Origin of the sequence: Pseudomonas sp. NBRC 111132, assembly GCF_001320565.1 — a bacterium.
GTDB lineage: Bacteria > Pseudomonadota > Gammaproteobacteria > Pseudomonadales > Pseudomonadaceae > Aquipseudomonas > Aquipseudomonas putida_P.
Map to the genome: position 1 here is coordinate 1 of NZ_BCBI01000028.1, position 21638 is coordinate 21638.

The following is a 21638-nucleotide window of genomic DNA, read 5'->3' on the forward strand; positions in this document are numbered from 1 at the left end:
GTATGGCTGCGGCAGCCGTCGAGGAAGGTGCCGAAGGTGTCTTCGGCCATGCCATGCGGCCAGTCCGCGCGGGCCACGAAACAGGGGTTGCTGGCCAGGGTCAGCAGGCCGCAGCAGTGGTCGCCACGCTTGTGCGCGAGGGCGCTGGCGAGCATGCCGCCTAACGACCAGCCGCCCAGCCAGACATCCGCCGGCAACTTGCGGTCGAGGTGGTCAAGCCAGCCCTCCACATCGCTGTGAGGCAATTCCGGCAAGGGCATCAGCTCTACCTGCAGGCGGGCGTCCTGGGCGCGCAGGCTGGCTGCCAGCGGCTCAAGGGCAGCAATGCCCAGGCCCCAACCAGGCAGCAGAACAAGTCGATTACGCATCGGCGTTCTCCAGTTGTGGATAACACTCGGCCAATGCATTCAACAATAGCTGCACCTGCGCCTCGCTGTGCGCGGCGCTCAAGGTTACCCGCAGACGGGCGCTACCCGCCGGCACGGTAGGCGGACGGATAGCCGTCACCAGCAAGCCGCGCTCGCGCAGCATGCGTGACAGGCGCAAGGCCTGCGCACTGTCGCCGATCACGATGGGCTGGATCGGCGTCGGGCTGTCCATCAGTTGCAGCCCGATCTGCTGCGCGCCTTCGCGGAACTGGCGAATCAACGCGGCCAGGTGCTCACGGCGCCAGGTTTCGCGGCGCAGCAGCTCCAGGCTTTTGAGCGTAGCGCAGGCCAGCGCCGGTGGCTGGCTGGTGGTGTAGATGTAGGGCCGGGCGAACTGCACCAGTGCCTCGATCAACTCTTCGCTGCCGGCAACAAAGGCACCTGCGGTACCGCAGGCCTTGCCCAGCGTGCCGATCAAGACCGGTACATCAGCCACGCCCAGGCCGAAGTGCTCGACGATACCGCCGCCTTGTGCGCCCAAGGTACCCAGGCCATGGGCATCGTCGACCATCAACCAGGCGCCACGGCCACGGGCGACATCGGCCAGCGCCGGCAGGTCGGTCAGGTCGCCGTCCATGCTGAACACACCATCAGTCACCACCAGGGTATTGCCGACGGCCTTGTCCAGGCGGCTGGCCAGGCTCGCTGAGTCGTTGTGCAAGTAGCGGTTGAAGCGCGCACCGCTGAGCAACCCGCCATCCAACAGCGAGGCATGATTCAGTCGGTCTTGCAGCACCGTGTCACCCTGCCCCACCAGCGCGGTGATGGCGCCCAGGTTGGCCATGTAGCCGGTAGAGAACAACAGCGCGCGCGGACGCCCGGTCAGTTCGGCCAGCGCCTCTTCAACCTGGTGGTGCGGCGTGCTGTGGCCGACCACCAGGTGCGAGGCACCGCCGCCCACACCCCAGCGCTCGGCGCCGGCCTGCCAGGCAGAGATAACCTCGGGGTGGTTGGCCAAACCCAGGTAGTCATTGCTACAGAAGGCCAGCAAGCGTTGGCCATCGACCACTACTTCCGGCCCCTGCGGGCTTTCCAATAGTGGCCGCTGCCGATACAGGTCTGCGGCGCGCCGTTCGGCCAGGCGCGCTGCCAGGTCGAAGGCCATATCAGGCCGATGCAGCGTTGTAGAACATCTCGCTGCTGCGCTGTTCGACCAGCGCCTGCTCGATGGCCGCCTGATGCACTTCATCGGCGTGCTCTTCCCGCGCTTCGGGCTTGATGCCCAGGCGTGCGAACAGTTGCATGTCCTTGTCGGCCTGCGGGTTGGCGGTGGTCAGCAGTTTTTCGCCGTAGAAAATCGAGTTGGCGCCAGCCATGAAGGCCAAGGCCTGCATCTGCTCGTTCATCTGCTCGCGGCCTGCGGACAGGCGCACGTGCGACTTGGGCATGAGGATACGGGCCACGGCCAGCATGCGAATGAAGTCGAACGGGTCGACGTCTTCTTCCTCGGCCAGCGGTGTGCCGGCCACCTTGACCAGCATGTTGATCGGTACCGATTCCGGGTGCTCGGGCAGGTTGGCCAGCTGGATCAGCAGGCCGGCGCGGTCGTCCAGCGACTCGCCCATGCCCAGGATGCCACCGGAGCAGATCTTCATTCCGGCATCGCGCACGTAGGCCAGGGTCTGCAGGCGCTCGCCATAGGTGCGGGTGGTGATGATGCTGCCGTAGAACTCCGGCGAGGTGTCGAGGTTGTGGTTGTAGTAGTCCAGGCCAGCCTGGGCCAGGGCCAGGGTCTGATCCTGGTCGAGCTTGCCGAGGGTCATGCAGGTTTCCAGGCCCATGGCCTTCACACCTTTGACCATCTCCAACACGTAGGGCATGTCTTTGGCCGACGGGTGCTTCCAGGCCGCTCCCATGCAGAAGCGGGTAGAACCGATGGCTTTGGCCCGGGCGGCCTCTTCCAGCACCTTCTGCACTTCCATCAGTTTCTGTTTTTCCAGCCCGGTGTTGTAGTGGCCGGACTGGGGACAATATTTGCAATCTTCCGGGCAGGCACCGGTCTTGATCGACAGCAAAGTCGAAACCTGCACGCGGTTTGGGTCGAAATGCGCGCGGTGTACGGTCTGCGCCTGGAACAGCAAGTCATTGAACGGTTGCTGGAACAGCGCCTTGACCTCGGCCAGGGACCAGTCGTGACGTGTTGTTGCAGTTGTGCTGGCGCTCATCGGCGTTTCCTTGTTTAGGCTGTAGCTGGCGCCGGGACAGGAAAGCCCGCCAGCGCATCACGGATAGCTCGCATAGTCATGGAAGGCCTATGAACTGTCAACCACACTGGAAAAGGCTGGTTTACAAGTGCTCACTTATTAATCAAATCTGTTTACTGTGCGATGAGCCTGCCGAGCAGCGCTACCCATTGTGCACCGCCTGCGAGCAGGAACTGCCCTGGCTGGGTGATCACTGCCAGCATTGCGCCCTGCCCTTGCCCATGGCCGGGCTGACTTGCGCCCAGTGCTGCCGCCGCTTGCCGGCCTTCGATCAGGTCATTTCCCTGTGGCACTACGGCTTTCCGGTGGACACGTTGATCAGCCGCTTCAAGCACAATCGTCAATGGCCATTGGGGCGCTTGATGGCCGAGTTACTCGGGCATGGGCTGCTGCACCGCTTTGCCGAAGGGCTACCGCGCCCAGACCTGCTGTTGCCTGTGCCCTTGGCAAGCCGTCGACTGCGCGAGCGAGGGTTCAACCAGGCGGGGATGCTTGGGCGTTGGTTGTCTTCGCAACTGCGGCTACCTTGCGATGAGCGATTGCTGATGCGCACGCGCGAAACGACTGCGCAGCAACAGCTGACTGCCAAGGCAAGGCGACGCAACTTGCGTCAGGCGTTTGCGGTCACTGGCAAGCTGACAGGTAAGCATGTCGCTGTTGTCGACGATGTGTTGACCACCGGTGCCACCGCGCAGGCCATTGCTCAGGTGCTGCGCAAGGCCGGAGCGCGACAGGTAGATGTGTATTGCCTGGCACGCACGCCCAAACCAGGGTATGCATGACCTGTGCAGTCCTACACAATTCACCTTCAGGCCCATCACCTACAACGACTCAATGCTCATGCCGCTGCCTACTCTGCTTACCCAGCACATCGCCCGCCGCCCCCAGCGCATCGCGCTGCTGCAGCACATTGCCGAACAAGGCTCGATCACCCGCGCCGCCAAGGCAGCGGGCATCAGCTACAAGGCGGCCTGGGATGCCATCGACGAGCTCAACAACCTGGCCAGCCAACCCCTGGTCGAGCGCAGCACCGGTGGTCGAGGTGGTGGCGGTGCGCGCTTGTCGCCGGAAGGCGAGCGGGTGCTGCGCCTGTATCAAAGGTTGCAGGCCCTGCAGGCGCAAATCCTCGAAGCCGCCGAAGAGTCCAGCGACCTCGACCTGCTCGGGCGCCTGATGCTGCGCACCAGTGCGCGCAACCAGCTGCAGGGCCAGGTCAGCGGCCTGCGCCGCGAGGGCCGGTATGACCGCGTCAGCCTGGCGTTGGGCGGCGGGCTGGAAATCGACGCGCTGATCACGCACGACAGCACCGCGCGGCTGGAGCTGACGCTGGGGACGATGGTAGTAGCGCTGCTCAAGGCCGGGTGGGTGCGGTTGTTGGCGCAGGGGGAGCAAGCCGAGGTCGGCAGCAACTGCTTGAGTGCTACGGTGGAAGAAGTGTTGGCAGCGGATGACGGGCCCAGCGAGGTCCGACTGGCATTGGGTAATGGGCAGACGCTGTGTGCCATTGCCGAAGCGGATTGGTTGGCCGGGCTACAAGTGGCGGCTGGTAGTTCGGTGCGGGTGCAGTTTAATCCGTCCGTTGTGCTGATCGGGGTACCTGCATAGCCTGGGCGGGCCTCTTCGCGGCTAAAGCCGCTCCCACAGGGACCGCGTCGCCTGAAGGATGCTCACAAAACCTGTGGGAGCGGCTTTAGCCGCGAAGAGGCCGGTACAGGTATAACGCTGTACCATGGGCTCCATGCCGCCTATCCCCGGAGCCATCATGTCCCACCCCTTCGACACCCTCACCCCCGACCTGGTCCTGGACGCCGTGGAAAGCCTGGGCTTCCTCAGCGATGCCCGCGTGTTGGCGCTGAACAGCTACGAGAACCGCGTCTACCAGGTGGGCATCGAAGACGCGCAGCCGCTGATCGCCAAGTTCTACCGCCCAGGCCGCTGGAGCGATGCGGCCATTCTTGAGGAACACAGCTTCACCGCTGAACTGGCCGACTGTGAAGTGCCGGTGGTTGCGCCGATGCAGCACGACGGCCGCACCCTGTTCGAACACCAGGGCTTCCGTTTCACACTGTTCCCCCGCCGCGGCGGCCATGCCCCGGAGCCAGGCAACCTCGATCAGCTTTACCGCCTTGGCCAGTTGCTCGGCCGTCTGCATGCCGTGGGTGCCAGCAGGCCATTCGAGCACCGTGAAGCCCTGGCTGTGGACAACTTCGGCCACGCCTCGCTGAACACCCTGCTGGAAGGTGGTTTTGTCCCTCGCGAACTGTTGCCGGCCTTCGAGTCCGTGGCACGCGACCTGCTCAAGCGGGTGGAGGACATCTACGCCCGTACACCGCATCAGCTCATCCGCCTGCACGGCGACCTGCACCCCGGCAACCTGATGCACCGCGACGAGGTGTACCACGTGGTCGACCTCGACGATTGCCGCATGGGCCCGGCGGTACAAGATCTGTGGATGATGCTGGCCGGCAACCGCGAGGAGCGCCTTGGGCAGCTGGCCGAGCTGATCGACGGCTACAACGAGTTCCACGACTTCGACCCGCGCGAACTGGCCTTGATCGAGCCCCTGCGCGCCCTGCGTCAGTTGCACTACAGCGCTTGGTTGGCAAGGCGCTGGGACGACCCGGCATTCCCACCCAGCTTCCCGTGGTTCGGCCAGCCACGTTACTGGGGCGACCAGATTCTTGCCCTGCGCGAGCAGATGGCCGCGTTGGACGAACCACCGCTGAAGTTGTTCTAGTGCTTGCATCAGAAATGATTTAGCTAGCAATACCCTGACACGCCAGCCGGCAGGCGAGATGCCGGCACCCCACCTGAAACTTCTCTATGGGCTGAACACCTAGCATTTTTGCCAGTAGGCAAATAATTAAAGCAGGCGTAGAAAATATTAAGCGGACCACTCAAATTAATGTTGGCAAGCCAACTAGCGCCCCCTGTCGGCTACCACTGGCCGCCTCATAACCAGGCTGGAACGGGGCGCCTTGCAGGCAGCTTAATTAAAGAGAGAAGACGATGAATAATTTTGTACGCCAGTCACTTGAAGATTTTCTGAACGAGATAGCCAAAGCACGGAAAAATTTTGGCTACCCCGTGATCGTGGCATTCGATAGAAAAACAGCAAACAATGTACTGAAACAGGAGTTTATTGAGCGCTACACGGGAGAGCTATTCCTGGACCCGATGAACAGTGAGGTCGATATCGAATCAGGCGTTTCTTATCATCAGTTGAGTGACTTCTGCCTGGACCAGCCAAGGCTGACATTTGAGAATGCAGACCTCAGCGATTCTAAAGCTACGCTGATGATGCGAACGGTCAGAGGCAAGCAGCTTCAGCTAAGTCAAGCGGTAGGCAGCACGCGCCGGCAGGTCACACGCTTGGCGACGGCTTCCCCTATCAATGGGCCATCGCTTGTATTCGATATCGAGTTGAAAAACACTAGGAATGCAGTATCGGAGAATGGCAGAGTTTACTTCAGCTATGCTGCAGGTACTAACTATGCCTTCTACGGTGGCACAACACAATTCGAACTAGACAAACTGGGGTTGCATTTCAAAGAATACTTTGAAGCCTACACGGTACAACCCGGACAGCGAGAAATCATCGAGTACACACTGGGTGAACTGGCTAATCTAGCAGACCTTATACTCAAGCCAAAGGATTTCAAGATTCGCACCCACGGCGCACCCGGCACACGGCTTAGAAACCAGGCGTCCTTTGGTGACGGGGCCGTTGTTTTATTTGTAGAGCTCGAAGGGTTCGACAGTTCGAATGCCATCCCACCCGATCGAAACGACAAGCTGCCATACCTCTTGCCAGACGGTTACAGTGCAAACGTGCTGATCAACTCTGATTTCATAACGAAAAATCTGATAATCAAACAACTGAAGGAATCTGCTTCGGGTATCAGTCTACTTGACTGGGCACCCCTACTTACAGGCGGCTTAGGCTACAGGGCAACGGGAGAACTCTCTATTGATGGCTTTGAATTTTATGACAACGCTGGGCCAAACGTCACAACATTCACCAAATACAACGCCACCTACACCTGCCCCCCCGAACATGACACAGCCAAAAATTTTAGAATAACTTTCAAAAACGACCTAATGATCGTCGATTGGAACGACGAACATCGCGCAGCTGGAAGGGCATATACACCGCGCTCGGGTCTCGATCCGATTATAGAGGACGGCGAATTTGTAAACAGCTGGAGCATACGCCTTGAATACAAGTTCACCATTGAAACAATTGAAGGCAAGCATTCGCTGGCACTCGAAAAAACCAAACAGGACTACACCTATAACTTGATGGCCACCGGAGACCTTGGGAAACACGTGCATTATGGCGAAAGAGTATACCGCCTTTGCTACGAACGGTCCGAACCCAAGTTTAAAGAGTTTCTGGATAGCATCATGTCTGGATTTACAACGCTTGACGTGGAGATTGACACGTTCATCCTATCATCACTGCTATTCCGAAACTCCCAGGTTGCCCTTGACTCCGTGCATTGGCCAAATGATTTGCTCACGGTAGGTCAATTGGCCCCTGATCGCACCAAGTTCAGCATTTCCACAAGTGACAACACCGCGATCGATCAAGGTGAAACAAGCGTACTGACCGGTGGCCGCATTGCCTTCACGACCGAGCCCGCTACCCCAGGCGTAGTCTGGAGCGTACAGCACCTCCCTGATTACACCGGTGACGACCTGAAAGGTGAGATCGACCCTGGAACGGGTGTGTACACTGCACCCGCTGCCGATACGTTCGACGACAGCTTCATCAAGGTCATCGTAACTGCCAAGTCTGGCGATAATGTTGCCCATGCCCTGGTAAGCGTGCTGCGAACTACCGTGAGTGTCTATCCGTCCGTCATGACGCTGAATCTCGGTGCCTACAACGATATCCTGGCGGGCGAGATGAACAAAGGCGCGATCAACTGGGCCGTCGAAGGGTTTGGCAAGCTTGAGGACATCGACAACGGCGACCCTTTGGCACAAGCGTCGAAAAGGTATCTAGCCCCCACTGTAGGCGAAGTCCCAGACTGGGACGACAGCATGCCATTGCTCGATATGTACATACGCCACAGCCGCATCAAGGTCAGCAGTGGGGCCACCAGCAAGTACGTTGATGTACTCCTGCCGATAGCTATTCAAGACAATCACTGGCTGGAGGCCACGCGGGCTGGCGAAGGTGTGAGGTTTGAGTTTTGGTGGAAGCCGAAAAGCAGACCCGCAGAGCTGGTGGACCCAGAAAATACGTCGTGGCACGTTCGCGTCGGTAGCGGCACCTGCATCGACGGTGTTTACACACCAGACCCATCAAAGGCGGAAGAGTACGCCGTTATTGTGGCAACAAACGACGTAACAGAAGATTACGCCAGCATGATCCTGCCACTGCCCTTCATCGACGTTGAACAGTTCATGGCGCTTCATGCGCCTGATGAAGCCAAGGCGGTTTAACGCCAGTCGTTCAACAACCGGCAATGATCGATGCAGCGATCATTGCCGGTTCAGGTATCAATGTCACGACCTCCAAAAACCAGGGCCAAGCCCTCGTTCCCACATTTAATTCGTCGCAGCACAACCGGCCAACCTGTGCTGAAATACCCCGCGCTATATTTAGCTAGCTGAGCAAGGATTCTGCATGCACGCCGCAAACCCGCGTCGCGGGTACACTTTGGGCCTGAGCGCCTACATCATCTGGGGCCTGTTCCCCATTTACTTCAAGGCGATACAGAGCGTCCCGGCGGTGGAGATCATCGTCCACCGGGTGCTCTGGTCAGCACTGTTCGGCTCGCTGCTGCTACTGGTGTGGAAACACCCCGGCTGGTGGCGTGAGCTGCGCGACAACCCACGCCGGCTGGGCATCCTGGCGTTGAGCGGGGCACTGATCGCCGGTAACTGGCTGACTTACGTGTGGTCGGTGAACAACGGGCGCATGCTTGAGGCCAGCCTGGGTTACTACATCAACCCGCTGATCAATGTGTTGCTGGGCATGCTGATTCTTGGCGAGCGCCTGCGCCGCCTGCAATGGCTGGCGGTGGGCATGGCCGCCGTGGGTGTGGCCCAGCAGGTGTGGCAAGTGGGCAGCCTGCCTTGGGTGTCGCTGGTGCTGGCACTGAGCTTTGGCTTTTATGGGCTGATCCGCAAGCAGGCACCGGTGGCCGCACTGCCGGGGCTGGTGGTGGAAACCTGGATGCTGGTGCCGCTGGCCCTGGGCTGGCTGCTGCTGCACCCGGCGGCGATGAGTGCCCAGGGGGCGTTCTACACCAGCAGCGAAGCACTGTGGTTGATGGCTGCCGGGCCAGTAACGCTGGTGCCGCTGGTGTGCTTCAACGCTGCGGCGCGGCACCTGCCGTATACCACCCTGGGCTTCTTGCAGTACCTGGCGCCGACCTTGGTGCTGCTGCAAGCTGTGCTGCTGTTCGATGAGCATTTGTCGTCGAGCACCTTGGTGGCGTTCATGTTCATTTGGGCGGGATTGGCGATTTACAGCGTCGATGCCTGGTGGAATTTGCGCAAGCGCAGCTGATCAAAAAATAATCAAATCTGCGCAGGCCACGTGGCTCGTGGCCTGCGGCAACATCTCCAAAGGTTATCCACACCCTCTTCCCCGTGCTTTGTGCACAAGCTGCTGATTTCTGGGTGTTTTTTGATCAAAACCGTGTAAGGCGCACAGTGCTTGGGCTGGAGAGGTACACCCCCAGGTTATCCACAGGGCCTTCCCCGTGATATCGGGATAACCGCAGGGGGCTGCTTTGCAGCCCATCGCGACACAAGGCCGCTCCTACAGGGGACCGCGTAACCCCTGTAGGAGCGGCCTTGTGTCGCGATGGGGCGCGCAGCGGCCCCGGCAATCTCGGATCAATCCTCCGCCCGCAACTGCAACTCCACCATCAAGTCATCCGCCAGGCTCTCCAACTTTTGCTGCAGTTCATCCAGCGACAGGGTCAACGGCAGCGCCAGCAACGCATCGGCATGGAAAAGAGGCTCGCTGCTCATCGGCGCAGGCCGCACCTCAGTGCTGAACCGCTCAAGGTTCACCCCCAGATCCGCCAGCAACCGCGTAATGTCTCGCACGATCCCCGGCCGGTCATTACCCACCAGCTCCATGGCAATCGGCTTCCAGGTACACGACGGCTCGATCCCGCTTTCGGCAATCAGCACGCGAATGTCATACCGGGCCAGCCCCTGCAGTGAGGCCACCAGTTCTGCGTAGTTTTCGGCCGGCACCGCCACCCGCAAGATGCCGGCAAACTGCCCGGCCATGCGCGACATGCGGCTTTCCAGCCAATTGCCACTGTGGTCGGCGATGCACTGGGCAATGCGTTCGACCTGGCCGGCCTTGTCAGGGGCAATAACAGTCAGTACAAGATGATCCACAAGCCCTTCCTCGTGTCGAACCGCGCCGGGCGGCAGAAAATCGGGGGATCGACTCAGTATAGGCAAGGCGCGGCAACCTGCCGCAGGGCAATCCGCACAACGAATCGTGTACTGTTTCAAGATTTATCTGGAACAATCCACCTGTTTTTTGCGAACATACCCACTCCCAGCGTGACCATACGCGACCAACGGGTCGCAGAACGGCGCTTTTAGTCTGATTTTGCCCCGCCTACTGCTTCATGTAGTATCCCGTGGCGCGGACTACAAAACGTCGTTTGGATGTCTGCCAAGGCGCCTGTGAAAATACGCACACTGCCCGCCAGCCCGTCTGGCCGGCCGCACCCAGCCGCGCCCGGCACAACCGGGGAGCACGCACGGGTGCCGTGTTTAGAGAAGCGCTACAGGCTTAATACAGAAGAGCGAAATAGCTGAGCAGAGTGAGGCAAGCAATGACTGGATACGTTCAAGTCGGTGGCCTTCAGGTCGCCAAGGTCCTGTACGACTTCGTGAACAACGAAGCCATCCCAGGGACCGGCATCGTCGCCGAGCAGTTCTGGGCGGGTGCAGAGAAGATCATCAATGACCTCGCTCCAAAGAACAAAGCCCTGCTCGCCAAGCGCGACGAGCTGCAAGCCAAGATCGACGCCTGGCACCAGGCACGCCAAGGCCAGGCCCACGACGCCGTAGCCTACAAAGCATTCCTCCAGGAAATCGGCTATCTGCTGCCACAAGCTGACGATTTCCAGGCCACCACCCAGAACGTGGACGAAGAAATCGCCCACATGGCCGGCCCGCAGCTGGTCGTTCCGGTGATGAACGCCCGCTTCGCCCTGAACGCCGCCAACGCCCGCTGGGGTTCGCTGTACGACGCCCTGTACGGCACCGACGCCATCAGCGATGAAGGCGGCGCCGAAAAAGGCCAGGGTTACAACAAGGTGCGTGGCGACAAGGTCATCGCCTTTGCCCGCGCCTTCCTCGATGAAGCCGCGCCACTGGCTGCCGGCTCGCACGTCGACTCCACCGGCTACCGCATCGAAGGCGGCAAGCTGGTCGTTGCCCTCAAAGGCGGCAGCAACAGCGGCCTGCGCGACGATGCCCAGCTGATCGGCTTCCACGGTGACGCCGCCGCACCGACCGCCGTGCTGCTCAAGCACAACGGCCTGCACTTCGAAATCCAGGTCGATGCCAACACCCCGGTCGGCAGCACCGACGCCGCCAGCGTGAAAGACATCCTGATGGAGTCGGCACTGACCACCATCATGGACTGCGAAGACTCGGTTGCCGCCGTCGACGCCGACGACAAGGTAGTCGTCTACCGCAACTGGCTGGGCCTGATGAAAGGTGACCTGGCCGAAACCGTGAGCAAGGGTGGCAAAACCTTCACCCGCACCATGAACCCGGACCGCGAGTACGCCGCGCCCAACGGTGGCAGCGTGACGCTGCACGGCCGTTCGCTGCTGTTCGTGCGCAACGTTGGCCACTTGATGACCAACCCGGCGGTACTCGATGCCCAAGGCAACGAAATCCCCGAAGGTATCCAGGACGGCCTGTTCACCAACCTGATCGCCCTGCACAACCTCAACGGCAACACCAGCCGCAAGAACACCCGCAGCGGCAGCGTGTACATCGTCAAGCCGAAAATGCACGGCCCGGAAGAAGTGGCCTTCGCCGCCGAAATCTTCAGCCAGGTCGAAGACCTGCTGGGCATGCCGCGCAACACCGTCAAGGTCGGCATCATGGACGAGGAGCGCCGTACCACGGTCAACCTCAAGTCCTGCATCAAGGCGGCCGCCGAGCGCGTGGCGTTCATCAACACCGGTTTCCTCGACCGCACTGGCGATGAAATCCACACCTCGATGGAAGCCGGCGCCGTGGTGCGCAAGGGCGCCATGAAGAACGAGAAATGGATCGGCGCCTACGAGAACAACAACGTCGACGTTGGCCTGGCCACCGGCCTGCAAGGCCGTGCGCAAATCGGCAAGGGCATGTGGGCCATGCCTGACCTGATGGCAGCCATGCTCGAGCAGAAAATCGCCCACCCACTGGCCGGTGCCAACACCGCCTGGGTGCCGTCGCCGACTGCCGCCACCCTGCACGCCCTGCACTACCACAAGGTGGACGTGCAGGCGCGTCAGCGTGAACTGGCTTCGCGTACCCCGGCCTCGGTGGACGACATTCTGGCCATCCCGCTGGCCGCCGACACCAACTGGTCGGCCGAAGAAATCCGCAACGAGCTGGACAACAACGCCCAGGGCATCCTCGGCTACGTGGTGCGCTGGATCGACCAGGGCGTGGGTTGCTCGAAGGTGCCGGACATCAACAACGTCGGCCTGATGGAAGACCGTGCCACCCTGCGCATCTCCGCCCAGCTGCTGGCCAACTGGCTGCGCCACGGCGTGGTCAGCCAGGAGCAGGTGCTGGAAAGCCTCAAGCGCATGGCCGTGGTGGTTGACCAGCAGAACGCTGGCGACGCCCTGTACCGTCCGATGGCGCCGAACTTCGACGACAACGTCGCGTTCCAGGCGGCCGTGGAGCTGGTAGTGGAAGGTGGCAAGCAGCCGAACGGCTATACCGAGCCGGTGCTGCACCGCCGTCGCCGCGAGTTCAAGGCGCGTAACGGGTTGTAAACCACAAGGGGCCGCATTGCGGCCCCTTTTTACATCTCTACATTTTCAGTTCTTTCTTCACCAGTTCCAACAGCTTGCCCAGGTCTACCGGCTTGAGCAGGAAGTCCACCACCCCCAGGTGCATCACGTCCACCGCCTCCTCCACATCGGTATCGCCCGACACCACGATGATCGACAACGCCGCCCGCTCCGACTCACGAATCGTGCGGATCAAGCCCAGGCCATCTTCGGGCTGCATGCGTAAATCGGTGATCATCAAACTGATGCGCTGCTGGTAATGCAGGTACAACCTGGCTTCCTCCGCCCCGTCCGCCCCGACCGCATCGATGCCCCGGCTTTTCAGATACAGGATCAACGCCTCGCGGTTCACCGCGTTGTCATCCACCACCAGCACCAACGGCCTGGGCGCGACAGGCGCACTCACCACGGCCAATGCCTCGCGTTCGGCGTCGCTCAGGATGTCGGTTTGCTCAGGCATGGCCATCTCGTCAAAAAAATTCCGCTTCAGCATTAGGACCGCATTACTTGCGTAACCCGTTTCGCCTTTCGTCGGGTCTCTGACAGGGGCACTCATAGACTTACGTCCAATGGGCACCACCCCGCCGCAAGCCGACCATGGAGGCAGAAAACAACAGGGCCGGCACCTATATATAGATATATATAGTTCGGCGTAGCGATACGGTCAGTTTCATGAGCAAAAAGGACGCCTACAGCCAGGCGGGCAGGACAGCAGTACTGCAGAACATTCAAGGCACCCTGCAGTTTCTGCAGCGCTTTCCGCCGTTCAACCAGATGGAGCACAGCCACCTGGCCTACCTGGTCGAGCAGTGCCAGCTGCGCTTCTACGCCGGTGGCGAAAGCATCGTCAAACCTGCCGATGGGCCGGTCGAGCACTTCTACGTCGTCAAGCAGGGCCGCGTGGTTGGCGAGCGCCAGCACCTGGTCAAGCCTGGCGTGGAGACCACCTTCGAAATCACCAGTGGCGAATGCTTCCCGCTGGCCGCCCTGCTGGGCGAGCGGGCGACCCGCACCGAGCACCTGGCCGGTGAGGACACCTTCTGCCTGCAGTTGAACAAGGCCGCGTTCATCCGCGTGTTCTCGATGTCTGAAGTGTTTCGGGATTTTGCACTGCGCGGGGTCAGCAGCCTGCTTGACCAGGTCAACCAACAGGTACGCCAGCGTGCGGTGGAAACCCTCGGTACCCAGTACTCGTTGAACACGCCCTTGGGCGAACTGGCCATGCGTCACCCGGTGGTGTGCAGCGGCGACACGTCCCTGCGCGAAGCCGTGCGGCTGATGCACGAGCAACAGGTTGGCAGCATCGTGGTGGTCGACCCGCAGCGCTACCCCATCGGCATATTCACCCTGCGCGACCTGCGCCAGGTGGTGGCTGCGGAGGATGCCGACCTGGGAGCGCCCATCGACCGTCACATGACCGCCAAGCCGTTCTACCTCAGCCCCCAGGCCAGCGCCTTCGACGCGGCCATGGCCATGACCGAGCGGCATATCGCCCATGTCTGCCTGGTGGAAAACCGGCGTCTGTGCGGGGTGGTTTCCGAGCGCGACCTGTTCTCCCTGCAACGGGTCGACCTGGTACACCTGGCCCGCACTATTCGCCATGCGCCTCGGTTGGATACCTTGGTCTCGCTGCGCGGTGAAATCAGCCAACTGGTCGAGCGCATGCTGGCCCATGGCGCATCGTCGACGCAGATCACCCAGATCATCACCTTGCTCAACGACCACACCGTGTGCCGGGTAATCGAACTGGCCCTGGCCGAGCGTGGCGACCCGGGCGTGCCATTCAGCTGGCTGTGCTTTGGCAGCGAAGGGCGACGCGAACAGACCCTGCATACCGACCAGGACAACGGCATCCTCTTCGAAGCCGCCGACAATGCCGAGGCCGACGCCATCCGCGCCCGCCTGCTGCCACTGGCGCAATACATCAACCAGTGTCTGGCCCAGTGCGGCTTTACCCTGTGCAAGGGCAACGTCATGGCCGGCAACCCTGACTTGTGCCTGTCGCGCAACGAATGGGCGCGGCGCTTTGCCGGTTTCGTCCGTGAAGCCAGCCCGGAAAACCTGCTGGGTTCGAGCATCTACTTCGACCTGCGGGTGGTGTGGGGCGACGAACAAGGCTGCGAGCAACTGCGCCAGGGCCTGCTTCAGCAGGTCGCCGACAACCGTATCTTCCAACGCATGCTGGCCGATAACGCTCTGCGCCAGCGCCCGCCGGTAGGCCGCCTGCGCGAGTTCGTGCTGACCCGCCAAGGTAATGACAAGGCCGCCACACTCGACCTCAAGGTCCAGGGCCTGACGCCCTTCGTCGATGGCGCCCGCTTGCTGGCCCTGGCCAATGGCATTGGCGCTTGCAATACCTTGGAACGCCTGCGCCAGTTGGTGGCCAAGGGCGTGATCGAGCCGCTGGACGGCGCCGCCTATGAAGAGGCCTACCACTTCATCCAGCAAACCCGCATGCAGCAGCACCAGCGTCAGACCCGCGACAACCTGCCGTACTCCAACCGGCTTGACCCGGACAGCCTCAACCACCTGGACCGGCGCATCCTGCGCGAATCCCTGCGCCAGGCCCAGCGCCTGCAAAGCAGCCTGGCCTTGCGGTATCAGCTATGAGCCTGTTCGCCTGGCTGCGCCCCAGTGCGCCCGAGCTGGACTCCATCACGCGCCAGCGCCTGGCCCGACACGCCAAGCCGGCGCCCCTGGGTGTGTGCAGTTTGCGCGAGCAGCGCTGGGTGGTGCTGGACCTGGAAACCAGCGGGCTCAACCCCAACCGTGACCAGGTGCTGTCGATCGGGGCGGTGGCCATCGAGGACGGTGCCATCGACTTTGCCCAGCAGTTCGAGCGCACCTTGCACCGGCCGTTGCAGAAAACCAACGCCAGCGTGCTGATCCACGGCTTGGGCCCCAGCGCTCTGGCTGCCGGTTGCGACCCAGCCGAGGCCTTGCTGGATTTGCTCGATTTCATGGGCGACAGCCCGGTGCTGGCGTTTCACGCACCATTCGACCAGCGCATGCTGGCACGGGCGTTGAAGGAAAGCCTTGGTCATCGCTTGCAATCTGTTTTTCTCGACGTTGCCGAGCTTGCGCCGATGCTCAACCCCGACACGGTGTTGCGCGAAGCCGGGCTGGATGACTGGGTGGCGCGCTTTGGCTTGCAAGTGGAAGAGCGCCACCACGCCAGCGCCGATGCCCAGGTGACTGCAGAGCTGGCACTGATCCTGTTCAGCCAGGCCCGGCGCCAGCAGTTGGACAGCCCGTTGCAGCTGGAACAGCGACTGCGCAGGTGGCGGCGGCGCAACGTGCAAAGTCACGGTTTGTAGGGTTTGAGTGCGGCAGGGCCTGTGAAATCGAGCGCCGCCCGGGGGCGCTCGATTTCACAGGCGCTAAAACACTCAAGCCAATCCCATCACCCTTCCCCATGATGGCAATCCGATAAGCGTCCATTGCACCCACCCCCTCCCCTCTGCAACAATCGCGAATAATTATCGTTAGTTAATACATTCGTTCCGGGGGGACGCTGCTTGTCTTCTGCACAGAGCCCACACGCCGATCTGGTCGATTCGCTGTACCGCGACCATCGCGGCTGGCTGCTCGCCTGGCTGCAACGCAGCATGGCCTGCCGCCAACGTGCCGAAGACCTGAGCCAGGACACCTTCGTGCGCCTGCTGGGTCGCGAGCGACTGGACACACCCCGCGAACCCCGCGCCTTTCTCGCCGCCGTGGCCAAGGGGCTGATGTTCGACCACTTTCGCCGCGCCGCGCTGGAACAGGCCTACCTGGCCGAGCTGGCGCTGATCCCGGAAGCCGAACACCCCTCGCCAGAAGTGCAGCACCTGATCCTCGAAGACCTCAAGGCCATCGACCGCCTGCTCGGCAAGCTGTCGAGCAAGGCCCGCGCGGCGTTCCTGCATAACCGGCTGGACGGCATGGGCCATGCCGAAATCGCCGAGCGCCTGGGCGTTTCGGTATCGCGTGTGCGCCAGTACATCGCCCAAGGCATGCGCCAGTGCTACGTGGCCCTGTACGGGGAGCCGACGTGAGCAACGCACCGGTTTCGTCCCGGGTACTGGAAGCCGCCATCGCCTGGAAACTCAGCCTCGACGACGCCAGCGGCACACCGGATGAGCGCAACGCGTTCATGCGTTGGCATGCCGCCAGCGAAGAACACGCGCGTGCCTGGCGCCAGCTGGGCGCCATGGACCAACGTGTCAGTGCTGCGGCCGGCCCGGCACGCCAGGCCCTGCTGCAATCGCGTGTCGGCCTGCGGCGACGCATCGGCAAGGTTGGCGGCGGGCTGGCCGGTATGTTCCTGCTCGGTTCGCTGCTGGCCTGGGTCGGTGCCCCGTCGCTGGCGCCCAGCTACTGGCTGGCCGACCAGCGCACCGCCACGGGCGAACTGCGTACCTTGCGCCTGGAAGACGGCACACTGCTGAGCCTGAACACCCACACCGCCGTGGATATCGACTATGCCGGCGAACAACGGGTGATTGTGCTGCACCAGGGCGAAATCTCGGTCGAAACCGGCCACCAGGACCCGCGCCCGCTGCTGGTGCGCACCGACGACGGTCGCCTGCGGCCATTGGGCACACGCTTCCTGGTACGCCGCGAAGCTGAAGGTACACGCCTGGAAGTGCTGCAAGCCTCGGTCGCCGCCATGCCGCATAACAGCGGCGACGAACACGTGCTGCGTGAAGGCCAGCAAGTGCTGATGAATGCCAACGGCCTCGGCCAGGTCGGCACGGTGCCAGCCGGTGCCGATGCCTGGACCCGCGGCATGCTGGTGGTCGACAACGTGCGCCTGGGCGACCTGCTGGCAGCACTGGGCCAGTACCGCAGCGGCTACCTCGGGGTGGACGCCAGGGTCGCCAACCTGCGCGTGACCGGCAGCTTCCCGCTGACCGACACCGATCTGGCGCTGGCATCGCTAGTGCCGGCATTACCGGTGAAGATCGAGCGGCATACCCAGTGGTGGGTCAACGTCGTTCCCAAATAAACCCGCACCGCCCTCATCGCGGGTGACCCCTTTCCCACAGACCCCCACCGGTTTCAGGCCGTGTGAAACACCTGTGGGAGCGGGTTAACCGCGAAGCGGCCAATGCAGGCAAAAACCAATTTCAAATAATTCTCACTTTTTTTCAGATTCACCCTGTCACTTTTCAAATCTCGCTCGGCAAGGAAGCAGCAAGCACTTACCCGTCGAGGAACCGCCGCATGTCCCGTGCCGTAGATCGTATCCTGCGCCCCAGCCTGATGGCCCTGGCCATCGCCGTGGCCGCACCGCTGGCCAGCACTGCCTTGTTCGCCGCCGAGCAGTCCGCTCCGCGCGCCTACAACCTGCCCAGCGCGCCACTGGCCACCACCCTCAACCAGATCGCCAGCCAGGCCGGTATTGCCTTGGCCATCGACCCGGCACTGGTCAGCGGCCGCTCCTCGGCCCCGGTAAGCGGCCAGTACGACGGCCTCGGCGCCCTGCAAGCCGCCCTGCGCGGTACTGGCCTGCAGTTGCAACAGAGCAGCGCGGGCAGCTACAGCCTGGTGGCCGTCCCGGATGGCACCCTGGCGCTACCAGAAACCACAGTAGACGCGGCGAGCGTTTCTGAAAGCGCCTGGGGCCCGGTAGACGGATACCTGGCCAAGCGCACCGCCGCTGGCACCAAGACCGATACCGCGCTGGTCGAAGTCCCTCGCTCCATTTCCGTCGCCACTCGCGAGCAGATGAAAGACCGCGGCGTGCACAGCCTGGATGATGCCGTGCGCTACATGCCTGGCATCGTGTCCGCCAGCTTCGGCAGCGACACGCGCTACGACTGGATGCGCGTGCGCGGTTTCGAGCCCACTCAGTTCCTCGACGGCCTGCCACTGCCACGCGGTGTGTACGCCAACCCGAAAGCCGAAACCTGGAACCTCGACCGCCTTGCCCTGTTGCGCGGCCCGGCGTCCTCGCTGTATGGCCAGACCCCACCCGGCGGCCTGCTGGACATGGTCAGCCGTCGCCCACAAGCAGAAAGCGAGCATGAGATCGAACTGCAGTACGGCAGCGACAACCATCGCCAGATCAACTTCGCCAGCACCGGCAAAATCGACGATGAAGGCCGCTTTCTGTATGGCGTCAGTGGGGTAATCCGCGACGGCGGCACGCAGATCGACCACATCGACGACAAGCGCTACAACATTGCCCCGAGCCTGACCTGGAACATCGACGAGGACACGACGCTGACCTTGCTCACCCAGTTCACCCGCGACGATACCGGTGCCACCAGCCAGTTCCGCCCTATCCAGGGCACCAAGATCGACATGCCATTCGGCAAAATCTCGCACCACAAGAACCTCGGTGACCCGGACTACGAGTTCTACGACCGCACCTATTACGCGCTGGGCTATGCCTTCGAGCACCGTATCAACGACGTCTGGCAGTTCCGTCAGAACCTGCGCTACACCAAGACGGACTTGTCGTTCCAGACCATCACGCCCGGCAGCTATTACGAGCCCGGTGGCCCGGTGAAAGACGATGGCACGGTCAGCCGCATGTCCACCAACACGGACGAAGACATCAGCCAGTTCGCCGTGGACAACAACTTCCAGGCCGACTTCACCACTGGCGACATCAGCCACACCCTGCTGCTCGGCCTGGACCACCAGCGCATCAACACCAATTACCTGTCGATCTTCGGCTTCAACGTGCCGGACAGCAATGTCATCAACCCGGTCTACGGGGTGCCGATCACTCGCCCGGACCGCTCCACGGCGTTCTACGACTACAACCAGAAATCCCGTCAGACCGGCTTGTATGTCCAGGACCAGATGGCGCTTGGCAACTGGCGCCTGACCTTGGGCGGTCGTGAGGACTGGGTGCATACCGGTACCAAGTACTTCAACCAGGGCGATGCCACCAATACCCAGCGCGACAAGAAGTTCAGCGGCAACGCGGCCATCAGCTATGTCTTCGATTCGGGCTTCGTGCCGTACCTGTCGTATGCCGAGTCGTTCCAACCTACCAGCAATGCCAGCGCTTCAGCGACCGAGTCGCTCAAGCCGACCGAAGGCCAGCAGTGGGAGCTGGGCATCAAGTACCAACCACCGGGCTCCAACACCCTGCTGTCGGCAGCCGTGTATGACCTGACCCAGAAGAACGTCTCGGTCACCAACAACGTCGGTGGCGTAACCGTCACCAGCCAGACCGGCGAAGTGAAAGTTCACGGCCTGGAGCTTGAAGCGGTTTCCGACGTTACCGAAAACCTGAAAGTGATTGCCGCTTACACCCTGGCAAAATCTGAAGTACAGGACGGCCTGTACAAAGGCAACCGCCTCCAGCTGATGCCGAACCAGCAAGCCTCGGTATGGGGTGACTACACCTGGCACTCCGGCGTGCTCGACGGCTTTGGCATTGGCCTAGGCGCGCGTTACACCGGCAATACCTATGGCGACCAAGGCAATACCTACCTGGGCAAGGCCAAGGCCTACACGGTGTTCGATGCATCCGTGCACTACGATCTGGGTCGCCTGGACACCAGCCTGAAGGGCGCGTCGGTGGCGGTCACTGCCACCAACCTGTTGAACAAGGATTACCTCTCTACCTGTGACTCGTACTACTGCTACTACGGCGATGAGCGCAGCGTTGTCGCCAGCGCCACTTACAAGTTCTGAGTGAGCTGGGGCCGCTTTGCGGCCCCAGGCTCCAACAGACAACAATCGGTACCGTGATGAAAAGCCCAACCATCCGCCGCTGGTCCGTGATCCACACCTGGAGCAGCTTGGTCTGTACCCTGTTCCTGCTGTTACTGGCAATCACCGGCCTGCCGCTGATCTTCCACCACGAACTCGAACACCTGCTCGGCGACGCCCCCGAACTGCGTGAAATGCCAGCAGGCACCCCACACCTCGATTTGCAGCAGCTCGTACTCAAAGCGCAGCAGCACCGACCCGGCGAGGTCATGCAGTACTTTGGCTACGAAGAGGACGAACCCAACGGCGTGGTGGCCATCACCGCCGCCACCGCTGGCACCGACCCCAACCTGTCGCACACCTTCATGCTCGATGCCCGTACCGGTGAAGCGGTGGCCATGCCCGCCGCCAATGGCGGCTTCATGATGGTGATGCTGCGCCTGCACGTGGACATGTTCGCCGGCTTGCCCGGCAAACTGCTGCTGGCCTTCATGGGTGTATTGTTCATCGTCGCGATCGTTTCTGGCACCGTGCTCTATGCGCCGTTCATGCGCCGCCTGGACTTCGGCACCGTGCGCCACGAAAAGTCCCGCCGCCTGCGCTGGCTGGACCTGCACAACCTGATCGGCGTGGTCACCCTGGCCTGGGCATTGACGGTAGGCGTGACCGGTGTGATCAGCGCCCTGTCCGACCTGGTCATCGCGGCTTGGCGCAACGACAGCCTGGCCGCCATGGTTGCCCCCTACCGCGACGCCCCGCCGCTCACCGAGCGCGCACCCGCCACACGCCTGCTGGAAATTGCCGAACAGGCCGCCCCCGGCATGCGCCCGGATTTCATCGCCTTCCCCGGCACGCGCTTCTCCAGCGAGCACCACTATGCGGTGTTCATGAACGGTGCCACGCACCTGAGCTCGCATCTGTTCACGCCGGTACTGATCGATGCGCGCACCCTTGAGGTTACAGCAGTCGGCGAGCGCCCCTGGTACATGGACGCCATGGGCCTGTCGCAACCCTTGCATTTCGGCGACTACGGCGGGCGGCCGATGCAAATCCTCTGGGCTGTGCTCGACGTGCTGACCATCATCGTGCTCTGCAGCGGCCTGTACCTGTGGTGGGGCAAGCAGCGCAAACCCAGGGAGGCGCGTGCATGAGCCACAAGTCGCAAACCACTGCGCGCATTTTCGCCTGGCCGGCGCTGATCGCCTTGTTGGGGGCCCTGGGGCTGTTCGCCGCCTTGCTCGGTGACGGCGGGTGGGACGGGCTGTCCTGGCTTGGCCTTGGGCTACCTGCGTGGTTCTCGATACGCGGCCTGTGGCGCCGCTGAG

General features: G+C 62.0%; 17 protein-coding genes and 1 pseudogene. 13 read left to right on the plus strand and 5 right to left on the minus strand.

The window, feature by feature from the left end; genetic code table 11:
• The 3 genes and pseudogenes from APH35_RS14830 to bioB all read right to left on the minus strand — a co-directional run.
• Positions 1 to 368 (minus strand): annotated as a pseudogene (locus APH35_RS14830) (alpha/beta fold hydrolase); the annotation flags it as partial.
• On the minus strand, positions 361 to 1533 hold the full coding sequence (bioF, locus tag APH35_RS14835; RefSeq protein ID WP_060515038.1) for an 8-amino-7-oxononanoate synthase: 1173 nt from the start codon (positions 1531 to 1533) through the stop codon (positions 361 to 363). The gene bioF and the pseudogene APH35_RS14830, both read right to left, overlap by 8 nt.
• Position 1534: 1 nt before the next feature.
• Positions 1535 to 2593 carry a biotin synthase BioB gene (gene bioB / locus APH35_RS14840; protein WP_012270162.1) on the minus strand — a complete coding sequence of 353 codons (1059 nt, stop codon included), beginning with the start codon at positions 2591 to 2593 and terminating at the stop codon, positions 1535 to 1537.
• Between the two features lie 89 nt (positions 2594 to 2682).
• Between bioB and APH35_RS14845 the strand changes: the two genes are divergently transcribed.
• From APH35_RS14845 to rarD, 5 genes are all read left to right on the plus strand, one after another.
• On the plus strand, positions 2683 to 3414 hold the full coding sequence (locus APH35_RS14845; protein WP_060515039.1) for a ComF family protein: 732 nt from the start codon (positions 2683 to 2685) through the stop codon (positions 3412 to 3414).
• Between the two features lie 58 nt (positions 3415 to 3472).
• Complete coding sequence (locus tag APH35_RS14850) at positions 3473 to 4237, plus strand: TOBE domain-containing protein (RefSeq protein ID WP_060493150.1); 765 nt, start codon at positions 3473 to 3475, stop codon at positions 4235 to 4237.
• 157 nt (positions 4238 to 4394) lie between these two features.
• Complete coding sequence (locus APH35_RS14855; protein WP_012270159.1) at positions 4395 to 5369, plus strand: serine/threonine protein kinase; 975 nt, start codon at positions 4395 to 4397, stop codon at positions 5367 to 5369.
• Between the two features lie 272 nt (positions 5370 to 5641).
• Positions 5642 to 8086 (plus strand): hypothetical protein, encoded by a 2445-nt coding sequence (locus tag APH35_RS14860; RefSeq protein WP_060515040.1) that lies wholly within the window; start codon positions 5642 to 5644, stop codon positions 8084 to 8086.
• A gap of 184 nt (positions 8087 to 8270) precedes the next feature.
• Entirely contained in the window at positions 8271 to 9158 is an 888-nt protein-coding gene (gene rarD / locus APH35_RS14865; RefSeq protein WP_012270156.1) for an EamA family transporter RarD, read from the plus strand.
• A gap of 332 nt (positions 9159 to 9490) precedes the next feature.
• Here the strand turns inward: rarD and APH35_RS14870 are convergent, their stop codons facing one another.
• Positions 9491 to 10009 carry a glycine cleavage system protein R gene (locus APH35_RS14870; RefSeq protein ID WP_060515041.1) on the minus strand — a complete coding sequence of 173 codons (519 nt, stop codon included), beginning with the start codon at positions 10007 to 10009 and terminating at the stop codon, positions 9491 to 9493.
• Between the two features lie 449 nt (positions 10010 to 10458).
• On the opposite strand from APH35_RS14870, the gene APH35_RS14875 reads away from it, so the two are divergent.
• Positions 10459 to 12636, plus strand: coding sequence for a malate synthase G (locus APH35_RS14875; RefSeq protein WP_060493153.1), 2178 nt, complete (start codon positions 10459 to 10461; stop codon positions 12634 to 12636).
• Between the two features lie 37 nt (positions 12637 to 12673).
• Here APH35_RS14875 and APH35_RS14880 read toward each other — a convergent pair whose 3' ends face one another.
• On the minus strand, positions 12674 to 13210 hold the full coding sequence (locus APH35_RS14880; protein WP_060515042.1) for a response regulator: 537 nt from the start codon (positions 13208 to 13210) through the stop codon (positions 12674 to 12676).
• Between the two features lie 116 nt (positions 13211 to 13326).
• On the opposite strand from APH35_RS14880, the gene APH35_RS14885 reads away from it, so the two are divergent.
• From APH35_RS14885 to APH35_RS29055, 7 genes are all read left to right on the plus strand, one after another.
• Entirely contained in the window at positions 13327 to 15264 is a 1938-nt protein-coding gene (locus APH35_RS14885; protein ID WP_060515043.1) for a DUF294 nucleotidyltransferase-like domain-containing protein, read from the plus strand.
• Positions 15261 to 15971 (plus strand): 3'-5' exonuclease, encoded by a 711-nt coding sequence (locus APH35_RS14890; protein ID WP_012270151.1) that lies wholly within the window; start codon positions 15261 to 15263, stop codon positions 15969 to 15971. The genes APH35_RS14885 and APH35_RS14890 overlap by 4 nt, the downstream gene beginning before the upstream one ends.
• Before the next feature lie 201 nt (positions 15972 to 16172).
• Positions 16173 to 16691: an RNA polymerase sigma factor gene (locus APH35_RS14895; protein WP_012270150.1), complete on the plus strand. Its 519-nt coding sequence runs from the start codon at positions 16173 to 16175 to the stop codon at positions 16689 to 16691.
• Entirely contained in the window at positions 16688 to 17644 is a 957-nt protein-coding gene (locus APH35_RS14900) for a FecR domain-containing protein (protein WP_012270149.1), read from the plus strand. The genes APH35_RS14895 and APH35_RS14900 overlap by 4 nt, the downstream gene beginning before the upstream one ends.
• Positions 17645 to 17862: 218 nt before the next feature.
• On the plus strand, positions 17863 to 20295 hold the full coding sequence (locus APH35_RS14905) for a TonB-dependent siderophore receptor (RefSeq protein ID WP_060493157.1): 2433 nt from the start codon (positions 17863 to 17865) through the stop codon (positions 20293 to 20295).
• A 56-nt stretch (positions 20296 to 20351) separates the two neighbouring features.
• Positions 20352 to 21464, plus strand: coding sequence for a PepSY-associated TM helix domain-containing protein (locus APH35_RS14910; RefSeq protein WP_012270147.1), 1113 nt, complete (start codon positions 20352 to 20354; stop codon positions 21462 to 21464).
• The gene (locus APH35_RS29055; protein ID WP_012270146.1) at positions 21461 to 21637 is read left to right on the plus strand and encodes a hypothetical protein; all 177 of its coding nucleotides are present in this window, start codon (positions 21461 to 21463) and stop codon (positions 21635 to 21637) included. The genes APH35_RS14910 and APH35_RS29055 overlap by 4 nt, the downstream gene beginning before the upstream one ends.
• Position 21638 lies beyond the last annotated feature (1 nt).